Genomic DNA, 9,641 nt, shown 5'->3' with positions numbered 1-9,641 from the left:
CCTGAACGGCTCTGTGGGATCCTGCGGTCAAGCGGAGGTGCACGATGGATCCCGATGAGCGCATTCACGTCCCCGTAGGGGCGGGTGCCGACCGCTGGCGAACCTTCGATGGCGAACGGACCGTGGTCGTGGCCGCGCGGACAGTCACCTCGCTCGTGCGCGTCCTGGACGTGGTTCCCGAGATACTCCACGACGACGCCCGGATCACCGTGGTCTTCGGCTACGACCCGACGTCGGCCTTCAACGACGGTGTCCTCGACCTGCTCCGTTCACTGCGCTGCCGCACCATGCCCTGGCCGCAACTCGCCGAGTGCGATCCCGACCTGGTGATCTCCGCTTCCGAGAACCTCACCGTCCCACCGGGCGACTACCCGATCCTGGTCCTGCCCCATGGCATCGGCTTCCAGAAGCAGGTCCCCGACTCGGCCAGCGCGGGCACCCGTCTGTCCGGCCTGGTTCCGGACGCGCTGTTGGCGGCCCGCCGGGCCTGGCTCGCGGTGTCACACCCCGCCCAGGAGGCCCAGCTGGCGTCATTCCACCCCGGTACGGCGGGCAGAACCGTCCTGGTGGGCGACCCCTGCTACGACCGGCTCCTCGCCAGCGGCCGATGGCGCGAACGATACCGGTCCGCCCTGGGCGTCCTGCCGGGCCAACGCCTGGTGCTGGTGACCTCGACCTGGGGCACGGAGTCACTGGCCGGACGCCACCCGGGTCTGCCCGCCGAGTTGTTGGCCCAGCTACCGGCCGACGAGTACCGAGTCGCCCTTGTCCTGCACCCCAACGTGTGGTCCGGGCACGGCGCTTGGCAGGTTGGTGTCCTCCAACGAACCGCGGTGGAGGCCGGACTGACCACCACCGACCCGACGAACGGCTGGCAGCAAGCCCTGGTCGCCTCGGATCTGGTGGTCGGGGACCACGGTTCGGTGACCATGTACGGAGCAGCGATCGGACGCCCCGTATTGCTCGCCGCCTTCGGCTCCGAGGCCGTCCCCGGCACGGCAGGCTGGGCTCTGCGTACGGCCGCACCCCGGCTGGACACCGCGCGGCCCCTACCCGGACAACTTGAGGCGGCACTCGCCGATCACCGCCCGGGCCGCTACGAGCAGGTCACCTCCGAGGCGTTCGCCGCCCCCGGCGAGGCACTCCCCCGGCTCCGCGAGACGGTCTACCACCTGCTCGGCCTGGCCCGGCCCAAGCAGCCCCCCCGTACCGCCCGTGCCTTTCCGCTGCCGGCCCCGGGCGCGGCACCGCCCTGTTCCCTGCTGGTCCACACCACGATCACCAGACGCCGGAACGACGCGATCGAGGTGGACTTGCGCCGCTTCCCGGCCGCGCTGGTCGGTGAGCTGGCGGAGACGGCGGACTCGTTCCGGCATCTGGCCTGCGACGTGGACGAGCCGGACACTCGACTCACCGAGAGTGCCACCACTATCCTGGCCCGCTCGTCAGTCTTCGCCGCCGACGACGGTCGGCGGCGGATCACCGAATTGCTGACCGACTTCCCCGGCGCGAGGCTGGCCGCGGTGTCGGCCGAGAACGGGTGCCTGGTCGGCCTGCGCGGCGGCAGTACAGTCGAGGTCACCACCACCGCTACCGCTACCGCTACCGCTACCGCCAGACCGTGCCCTGACCCGGGAGCGGCTGCCGCGGCGGTATACACCTGTCTGCGCCTCGGGGTACCACCGGACGGCATCGCAGTGACGCTGCGTTGCGGAACCCTCGGTCAGGAGCTGCTGCTCCGAACGCACCACCCGGCAGCAGTCGATCAGCCCCTGGCGAGTCGGGACAGGACTTCCGCCGCCCGGGGACTGCCGCCTTCCTCGTAGACCGCGAGCGCCCTGCGCAGGCAGTCCCGCACCTCGGCCGGGTCGTCCAGCAGGTCCGCAAGGTCCTCAAGCGCCCGCGCCTCGTAGTGGGACGCCTCCTCCTCGCGCAGGCCGATGACCGCCTGCCGCAGATCGGCCACTGCCCCGGCACGATCCCCGAGCCGCGCCCTCGTCCGCCCCAGGTCCGCCAGCGCCCGCGCCGCCATCCGCGCGTCGCCCCGGGCGAGCAGGTCCTCCCTGGCCAAGGCGAGACCGGCCAGGGCGGCGGCATGATCGCCGCCGACGCTCTGCGCACAGCCGAGGAAGTAGCGGGCGAGGGCAGCCCCGCGCCCTTCCTCGGCCTGGAGGTTGAGCGCGAGCGAGGCACGGTACGCGTCGATCGCGCGAGCCGGATCATGCCGGTCCCAGTACCGGCCCAGGAACTCCTGCACCGAGGCCTGGAGGACGAGGTGGCCCGACTCCACTGCCAGCTGGTCGGCAGCCTCCAACTGCGTCCACGCCTCGTCGTCCCGACCCAGGTCGAGCAGCGGCCGGGAAAGCAGGCTGCGCAGCCTGGCCTCGGCCGCCGGCTGCCCGTCGCGCGCCGCGGCGGCAGCCCCCAGTTCCAGGGATTCGCGCCAGTCCGCCAGGTGTCGGTGATGCAGGAAGAGCACAGTGAACACCTCGGCCAGCTGCCACACCTGGCGGTCGAAGCCGAACGTCCCGGCAGCCCTGATCACGGCGAGGATGTCACCTCGTTCGGCTTCCAGCCAGTCCAGGGCATCCTGCCGGGGACTTCCCGTTGTCCCGAACGGCCCGGCGCCGTCGGCGTCCGCTCCGGAGCCACTGGTTCCGAGGACCTCGGCGGGCTCGGTGATCCTCAACCGATCGGCCCGTACGGCGAGATCTGCCAGGACGGCCAGGGCGCGGTAGTGACCGCTGACCCGGCGGACCACCTCCCGCTCCGTGCCGGGCGGGTCGAGCCGACGGGCCATGTCCCGTGCATGGAGCCGGACCAGACCGTGCATCACGTACCGTCCGTCTTCGGTCCCGGTCAGCAGGCTCGCCGCTTCGAGGGTGTCCAGTGCCTCCTGCGCAGCCTCCCGGGAGTACCCGGAGGCCAGCGCCACCAGCGCGGTGTCGAAAGCCCGATTGGGAAGGCAGCCCAGGATCCGGTAGACCCCTGCACCGGTGGTGGGGAGGCCCCGGTAGACCAGTTCGAGTGCTGCCGCCATGGTGCGCTCCTCGTGGCCGGACGACTCGGCGATCCGACGGAAGCGGTCCTGCTCGTCGGCCAGTTCACCGACCAACGAACCGATCGTCAATCGCCGGTGGGTCACCAAACGGGCGGCACACAGCCGCACCGCCATCGGCAAGCCGCCGCACAGCCCGACCAGTTCGGCCGCGGCCTCCGGCTCGGTCTCGACTCGCCGCTCCCCGCAGAGTGCAGCCAGCAGTTCCAGCGAGCTCTCCTGGTCAAGCACATCGAGCTGGAGTAGCGCCGCCCCGTCGAGGGCGAGCTCCCCCAGCCGCCAGGTGCTGGTGGCGAGCACCGCGCTGCTGGCTCCCTGCGGCAGTAGGGCAGTGACCTGGGCCGGGTGGCTGACATCGTCGAGTACCACCAGCATCCGCCGGTCCGCCGACAGGGTGCGGTAGAGCGCCGCACGGTCGGCAAGCCTGGTTGGTAGATAGGGGTCGTACACGCCGAGACCGCGCAGGCACATCGCCAGCGCCTCTGAGACGTCCCCGCTGGCACCGCCACCCAAGGCCCCGAAGTCCACATAGAACTGGCCGCCCGGAAAGCGTTCCTGATGACGGTGGGCCCACTGGCGGGCAGCGGCGGTCTTCCCAATGCCGGGAAGACCGCTGAACACTCCGATGGGACATCCCTGGACGTCCTCCCCGCCCGCTAACGCCCTGTCCAACTCAGCGAGCGCCCACTCACGGTTGACGAAGCGGCGCGGCGGCCGGGGCACCTGGTCGGGGCGCTGGCGCGCCGTCCCCGGCCCCGGGGACGGCGCCGAGTGGTAGTTGAAGGTGATGCCGCCATGGACGCTGCCCACTTGCGCGAGTTGGCCGTGCACGGTCCCTGGCAGGCTGTTGACCACGTGCGGTGGCACGGGGTGCTCCGCGCCCTCCGGCCCGTTCACGCAGCCCACCGCCTCTCCGGATCGCCAACGAGGTCACGTTACTGGAAGGACCGCCCGGAAGACGACGGTTCGACCGATACGAGCGGGACATGCCACACGAGGCCCACAAAGCCGAGTCCGCCACACCTCACGCGGCCGAGTCTCGCCGATCCGCAGGCCCCCGCGAGGAGAAACCTGTGCCTCCCCGGCCGGCTCTCCCTATGGTGTGAACGACCGACACCGATGACCGAAGGAGCACCACTTTGGATCCGATCACCGCCGCCGCCCTCACAGCACTGGCGGGCAGCGTCGCCGGCGAGGCCGGACGCCAGGCATGGCAGGGGCTGTCCGCACTGGTGAGGCGGCCTTTCCGCCGTGGCGGAGAGCAGGAGGAGTTGCCCGGGATCAGCTCAGGCGAGGTGGAAGTCGCCGCCCTGGAGGCGGTGCCCGCCGATCCCGGACGAGCCCAGGCGTTGGCGACCGCCCTCGGCGTACGAGCCGCCTTGGACCCGGACTTCCGAGTGCTTCTCGATGAATGGTGGGCCCAGACAACGGCCGACTCCACGAGCTCCGTCCACAACACCATCAGCGGCGGAACGCAGAACGGAACGATCGTCCAGGGACGAGACTTCTCCAACCTCACCTTCAACATGCCGGGCACCCCGCGAGGCAATGACGGCAGCTAACACCCCCTCGGGCTCGGGCAGCCGCCGGAAAGATCGGCTGCACCAGCGACCCGCCGCAGGAACGACGAGAGCGACTGGGGCGCCGGTCCCCTCCGGTGCCCCAGTTTGCGGGCAGAAACGGCCAGCGCGCTGCGCTCCAGCAGCGCGTCCGCGTCCTCTCGCTGCGCGATACGCACCGCCACGTCCATGGGCCTGGCCCCCTTCGGTTCCGGGTTGAACTCGCTTTCATAGTCGTCGTCTTGGCAGCAGGGCTCCGGTCCCGACTCGTGGCCGGGCGTCGCGGTCACCTGCTTGCGGCCGGCGGCGGGGCGCTGTGGGTGCGGGGGCTGCCGGGGAAGGGGATCCTGGTCCAGTGTTCGGCCGCCGTGCCGGTGGAGGTGGCGTCCGGCGTGGCCCGTAATGCGTCGGCAGCTCCTTCGGCGGGTGGGGAGTGGGCCGGGGTGAGGACGAGCAGGAGTGCGTCGGGGGCTTCGACGAGGCTGAGCCATCCCTCTTCGCGCTCGAAGCCGTGCAGGTCGAAGCCGTGCAGCAGGCCCTCGACGGCTTCGTCGAGCGCCTGCGCGGTGACGGGCGTGCGCCAGTGGGCGACGGTCGCCCGGGCGAAGTCGCGGGCCGCCGTGGCGGCGTCCGGGGTGCCGGGCAGGTGTCGCGCCGCTGCTCTGGGCACCCCCAGTCCCAGGGCCAGGTCGCGGTCGAAGCGCGGATGGGCGTGGTCCTGGGGCCCGATCACGGGTGTCCTCCGGTGCTGGGATGCGGCGGGTGTCTGCGCAACGTTTCCCGCCCGTCACGGGCCGCAACCGCCCCGGGGGTGGTACGGCGAGGCCCGAAAAACGACACCCGTTTGGAGGACACCGCGTTCGAATCGGCTGCCGCTAGCATTCCCGGGCCGGGCATTTGCAATTGCAAATGGGATTGCAAACGGCCTCGGCCGTCCGCATGTCCGTGCGATGGGAAGGGGAAGAATCGAATGACTGTCGAAATGCCGGAGAACGGGGTCCGCGCCGATTCGCTGGACGTGGAATGGGTGAAGAGCCCGAGCAGTCGCGAGGTGGGGAACTGCGTCGAAGTCGGACCGCTGCCGGACGGCGCCGTCGCCTTCCGCAACTCCCGTGACAAGGAAGGGCCCGCCCTGGTCTTCAACCGCGGCGAGGCCGAGGCCTTCGCCTGGGCCATGGAGAACAGGGCTTTCGATCACGTGTTCCACCGCTGATCGGCCCGATTCCGTGGGATCTATAGAACGGCGGGTATGCGGGATGGGCGCCGTGGGATAGTGCTTTCCCGAAACCGCGCCCCCAGGAGTCCCGCATGCCCGCCCACCCGGACCGTCCCACGCCGAGCGACCCGGACGGCGACGAGGTACGCAAGCTCCACTGGAGCGGACCGGTGGGCGCGGCGAAGGTCCTGGGCACGGTGCTGCGGTCGCTGCGGGAGGAGCGGCGGCTGCGTCTGTCGGACGTCGCTCCCCGGATCCGGGCGTCGGCGTCGAAGCTGAGCCGGATGGAGCGCGGGGAGAGCACCCCCTCCAAGAGGGACGTCAACGACCTGATCACGATCTACGGCGTCGGCCCCGAGGTCCGCGCGCACGTCGACGTGCTTCTGGAGCGGGTCGTGGCGGGACCGTTCGCGGCCGAGTACGCCGACATCACACCCGGCTGGTTCAGGCGCATGATCGGGCTGGAGGTCGAGTCCGCCCGCATCCAGTACTGGGAGGGCGGAGTGGTGCCCGGGCCGCTGCAGACGTGCGCCTACGCGCGGCGGATGATCAAGGCCGGCCTGCCCCGGGCCCCCGCCGAGGAGATCGAGCGCCGGGTGAGCCAGCGCATGGACCGCACCCGGCTGCTGGACGACGCCGACCGCACGGTCGTGGCCCTGCTGGACGAGAGCGTGCTGTACCGCAACACCGGAGGCCCCGAGGTCATGATCGGGCAGCTGGAGCACCTCAAGGAGCTCAGCCGGCGGCCGAACGTGCATGTGGCGATCCTGCCGTTCACCGCGGACCTGACCCCGCCGTCGGGGGCCTTCACCCACCTCGCCTTCGAGTACGGCGGCCCGAGCGACGTCGTCTACGTCGAGGGCCCCGGCATCGGGGCCATCTACCTGAGCAAGGACCCGGACGTCGAGCGTTACGCGGACCTGCTGAACACCCTTTTGTTCCACGTCGCCGACTACGAGGTCGGCCTGGCGCTCATCGACGAGGCGATCGGGATCCACCGGGGCAGGATGCGCCGCCCCGGTCAGTGAGCCCTGGCGACGCCGCCGAACTCCGTCCACTCGTCGCTCGTCTGCGCCGTCCGGGCAGCGGCCGGGTCGGGACGCCACTGCGACACCTCCACCACACCGGGGTCGAGGATCTCCATGCCTTCGAAGTAGCCGACCACGTCCTCTTCCGTACGGACCTCCCCCCAATGGCGCTGGGTGAGGTCGGCCATCAGGTCCGTGATCCGCCGGCGGACGTCGAGATGGGGGCTGACGAGCTGGGAGATGGCCATGTAGGCGGGGGCGTCGGCGGGCAGCCGATCACGGACCCGGCGCACGAGCCGCGCGGGCGGGACGGATCCCTTCTCCGGGATGCAGTGCAGGACGGAGACGAACAGCGCCGCCGTCGGCACCCGGGGCAGGATCAGGTCCTGCACGGCCCTGCTGGAGAAGATCTCGTCGGTGTCGCGCATGTCGGCGTGGACGACGGCCGTGTTCGGGTTCCCGGCCAACAGGGTTCGGCCGGTGTGCATCACCATCGGGTCGTTGTCGATGTACACGACCCGGCAGCTGTCGTCGATCTCCTGAGCTATCTGGTGCACGTTGCGCTGGGTCGGCAGGCCCGAGCCGTGGTCGATGAACTGCCGCACCCCGTAGTCACGCACCAGCGTCTGCACCGTGCGCACCAGGAACGCCCGGTTGATCGCCGCGACCTCGACGCTGCTCGGTGCGACCTTCAGCAGATCGCGCACCCCGTCACGGTCGGACTGGAAGTGCGCGTGCCCGCCCAGCAGGAGGTCGTACATGCGGGCCACGCTCGGAACGGCCGGATCGTAGGTGACGGGAGAAACGATTTCCGCATCCGGTTCCAACGCGACCACCCCTGGCTCGGCCCCTTGATCGAAGTGCCCATGCTAGAGCGCTACATGACACTGCGCCAGGTTGTTAAAGGGTCTCGGAACCCGTAAGGCTGAACTCCGGGCGGATGTTATGGCGCACCTGAGCGAAGGGGTGGCGCAGGTACGAAATCCCGCGCCACCCCTTTCACTCCACGCCCGCCGGAGCCGCCCCCTTCCGTCACGCCCTTCCGGGGCCGAAGGCGAGTTCGCCGACCAGGGCGCGCGGCAGCCCCCGCTCGGCGGCGAGCACCAGCCCGGCCGCAGCCGCCGGTTCGACGCCCATCAGGTCCGCGGCCTCGGTCAGCCGCATCCCCAGCCGGTAGTGCAGGACGGCGGCGTCGGCCGCCGCGACGGGCAGCAGGCGGTGCAGCACGTCCTCGCCGTCCTGGCCGTACGGCATCCGGCAGTGCAGGGACACCGCCTCGCGCACCAACACCCACGCTCCGGCCGCAGGGCTGCGCTCGCACACCAGCTGAGGCCAGCACGCCACCAGTGCCTCCACGACATGGTCGACGACCTCGCCGGCCGCGGGCGTGCGGCCCAGCCGGGCCACGGCGTACCCCCGGTACAGGCCGCGGCGGCGTTGGACGAACGCGTCCAGGCCCACCGCCTCAGCTCCCGTCACGGTCCTCGCCCCCTTCCGGCGCCGCCGAGCGCGCGAAGCACCCGGACGGTCCGAACTCGTCGGAGTAGACGGCCGCGAGCGCCGCGTAGTGCATGCGTTCCCAGTACGGGCGCAGGTCGCCCGGGTGCCCGCCCAGCGCCGCGGCCAGCTGGCTGACCACCGGCCAGTCCGGCACGGTCTCGCCCGCCAGCACCGATCGCACCAGCTCCGCCGACACCCCCCGGGCGAGGGCGCACACGGCTTCGGCGTCGGGCTGCCCGGCCGCCAGGTGCAGGCCCCGGATCGCCCGCAGCATCTGGTCGGCGGCACCCGCCACCGACACCCGCCCCGGGCGCTCGGCGCCCTGGGCCACCTCCCACAGCAGCCGCAGCTCCTCCGGCACCCCGCCGAAGGCCCGCGCCAGCGTCTGCAGGACCGGCCACGTCGGCACCCGGTCCCCGGCGAGGATGCGCGAGACGTACGACGGCGAGCACCCGGCCAGCTCAGCGGCGGCCTGCGGGCTCACCCTGCTGCGCTCCTGCAGCGCCGTCAGCGCCGCGGCGAGCAGCCCCGCACGGGGTCCCGAATCCGGCTCCGGCTCCCCCGCCGAGGCCGGTGCCGGCGCGGCCGGTGCCGCGCCCGAAGCGGTCCCCGGCGCGGGCGGGGCCTGCCGGTTCGAACGCCGGCTCAGCTGCTGTTCCACCCGCCGCAGGGTCCACCGGCGCCGGGCCGAGTCCGGCTGGACGCCCAGCGCCGACCCGATCTCCCCCCACTCCATCCCGTCGGCCCGTGCGTCGCGGACGACGGCCGCCACATAGTGGTCGGCGTCACCCCGCAGCGCCCGCGCGCACGCCAGCCTCACCGTCAACGGCGCCCGGCGCGCCTGCGCCTCCAGCAGCCGGCCGGCACCCGCGTGCACGTCCTCCGCCACCAGTTGCCCCCAGCCCCCGGCCGCCCAGGCGGGGCGGCGCGCCGCCCCCTTGGCCGCGTCCCGCAGCCTCTGCGCCTGTTTCTGGCACGCCACCCGGTGGTACAGCCGGGGTCGCCCGGCCCTGACCGGCCGCCTGAACACCTCTCCGCACGACGGCAGCGCACACACCACCGTCACCCATCCCGCCATCCTCACCCGCTCTTTTCTCTCTCCCTCAGCGGTATTTCCACCCCCGGGGGCGGGCCGCGGCGCGCGGCGCCCCCGGGGCCGACGGACCGGGGGGGGGGGGCCCCCGCCGGCGCCCCCCCCCCCCCCCCCGAAGGGGAGAGCCCCACCCCCCCGGACACGGCAAGCGCCGGAACAGCGGGCGGGGACCCCACGCCCCAAAAAG

At 72.0% G+C, this 9,641-nt stretch carries 9 protein-coding genes; 4 read left to right on the top strand and 5 right to left on the bottom strand.

The window, feature by feature from the left end; translation table 11 throughout:
* The first annotated feature begins 128 nt into the window (after positions 1–128).
* Positions 129–1,826 carry a hypothetical protein gene (locus tag ACFWPT_RS32365; protein ID WP_380486095.1) on the top strand — a complete coding sequence of 566 codons (1,698 nt, stop codon included), beginning with the start codon at positions 129–131 and terminating at the stop codon, positions 1,824–1,826.
* Here the strand turns inward: ACFWPT_RS32365 and ACFWPT_RS32360 are convergent.
* The gene (locus ACFWPT_RS32360) at positions 1,766–3,925 is read right to left on the bottom strand and encodes an NB-ARC domain-containing protein (protein WP_380486093.1); all 2,160 of its coding nucleotides are present in this window, start codon (positions 3,923–3,925) and stop codon (positions 1,766–1,768) included. The two genes, ACFWPT_RS32365 and ACFWPT_RS32360, sit on opposite strands and share 61 nt — an antisense overlap.
* Before the next feature lie 272 nt (positions 3,926–4,197).
* Between ACFWPT_RS32360 and ACFWPT_RS32355 the strand changes: the two genes are divergently transcribed.
* On the top strand, positions 4,198–4,620 hold the full coding sequence (locus ACFWPT_RS32355) for a hypothetical protein (protein ID WP_380370677.1): 423 nt from the start codon (positions 4,198–4,200) through the stop codon (positions 4,618–4,620).
* A gap of 283 nt (positions 4,621–4,903) precedes the next feature.
* Here the strand turns inward: ACFWPT_RS32355 and ACFWPT_RS32350 are convergent, their stop codons facing one another.
* On the bottom strand, positions 4,904–5,350 hold the full coding sequence (locus ACFWPT_RS32350) for a hypothetical protein (RefSeq protein WP_380486091.1): 447 nt from the start codon (positions 5,348–5,350) through the stop codon (positions 4,904–4,906).
* Between the two features lie 237 nt (positions 5,351–5,587).
* Between ACFWPT_RS32350 and ACFWPT_RS32345 the strand changes: the two genes are divergently transcribed.
* The gene (locus ACFWPT_RS32345; RefSeq protein WP_380339792.1) at positions 5,588–5,830 is read left to right on the top strand and encodes a DUF397 domain-containing protein; all 243 of its coding nucleotides are present in this window, start codon (positions 5,588–5,590) and stop codon (positions 5,828–5,830) included.
* 95 nt (positions 5,831–5,925) lie between these two features.
* Entirely contained in the window at positions 5,926–6,861 is a 936-nt protein-coding gene (locus ACFWPT_RS32340) for a helix-turn-helix transcriptional regulator (RefSeq protein ID WP_063346613.1), read from the top strand.
* On the opposite strand, the gene ACFWPT_RS32335 is transcribed toward ACFWPT_RS32340, so the two are convergent.
* From ACFWPT_RS32335 to ACFWPT_RS32325, 3 genes are all read right to left on the bottom strand, one after another.
* Positions 6,855–7,697, bottom strand: a complete 843-nt coding sequence (locus ACFWPT_RS32335) for an SAM-dependent methyltransferase (RefSeq protein WP_380486089.1) — start codon at positions 7,695–7,697, stop codon at positions 6,855–6,857. The genes ACFWPT_RS32340 and ACFWPT_RS32335 overlap by 7 nt on opposite strands.
* A 196-nt stretch (positions 7,698–7,893) precedes the next feature.
* Positions 7,894–8,340, bottom strand: a complete 447-nt coding sequence (locus tag ACFWPT_RS32330; protein ID WP_380370687.1) for a hypothetical protein — start codon at positions 8,338–8,340, stop codon at positions 7,894–7,896.
* Positions 8,327–9,343, bottom strand: coding sequence for a helix-turn-helix domain-containing protein (locus tag ACFWPT_RS32325; protein ID WP_380486087.1), 1,017 nt, complete (start codon positions 9,341–9,343; stop codon positions 8,327–8,329). The genes ACFWPT_RS32330 and ACFWPT_RS32325 overlap by 14 nt, the downstream gene beginning before the upstream one ends.
* Between the last annotated feature and the right edge of the window lie 298 nt (positions 9,344–9,641).

Origin of the sequence: Kitasatospora sp. NPDC058478 (assembly GCF_042720345.1) — a bacterium.
Taxonomy (GTDB): domain Bacteria; phylum Actinomycetota; class Actinomycetes; order Streptomycetales; family Streptomycetaceae; genus Kitasatospora.
Note: the sequence above shows the minus strand (reverse complement) of the source record. Positions and strands in the feature narration are given on the sequence as shown.

Bases quoted from the DNA above. Each gene is read 5' to 3' on its own strand.
- ACFWPT_RS32345 (WP_380339792.1), top strand. From the start codon at position 5,588: ATGACTGTCGAAATGCCGGAGAACGGGGTCCGCGCCGATTCGCTGGAC.
- ACFWPT_RS32340 (WP_063346613.1), top strand. From the start codon at position 5,926: ATGCCCGCCCACCCGGACCGTCCCACGCCGAGCGACCCGGACGGCGAC.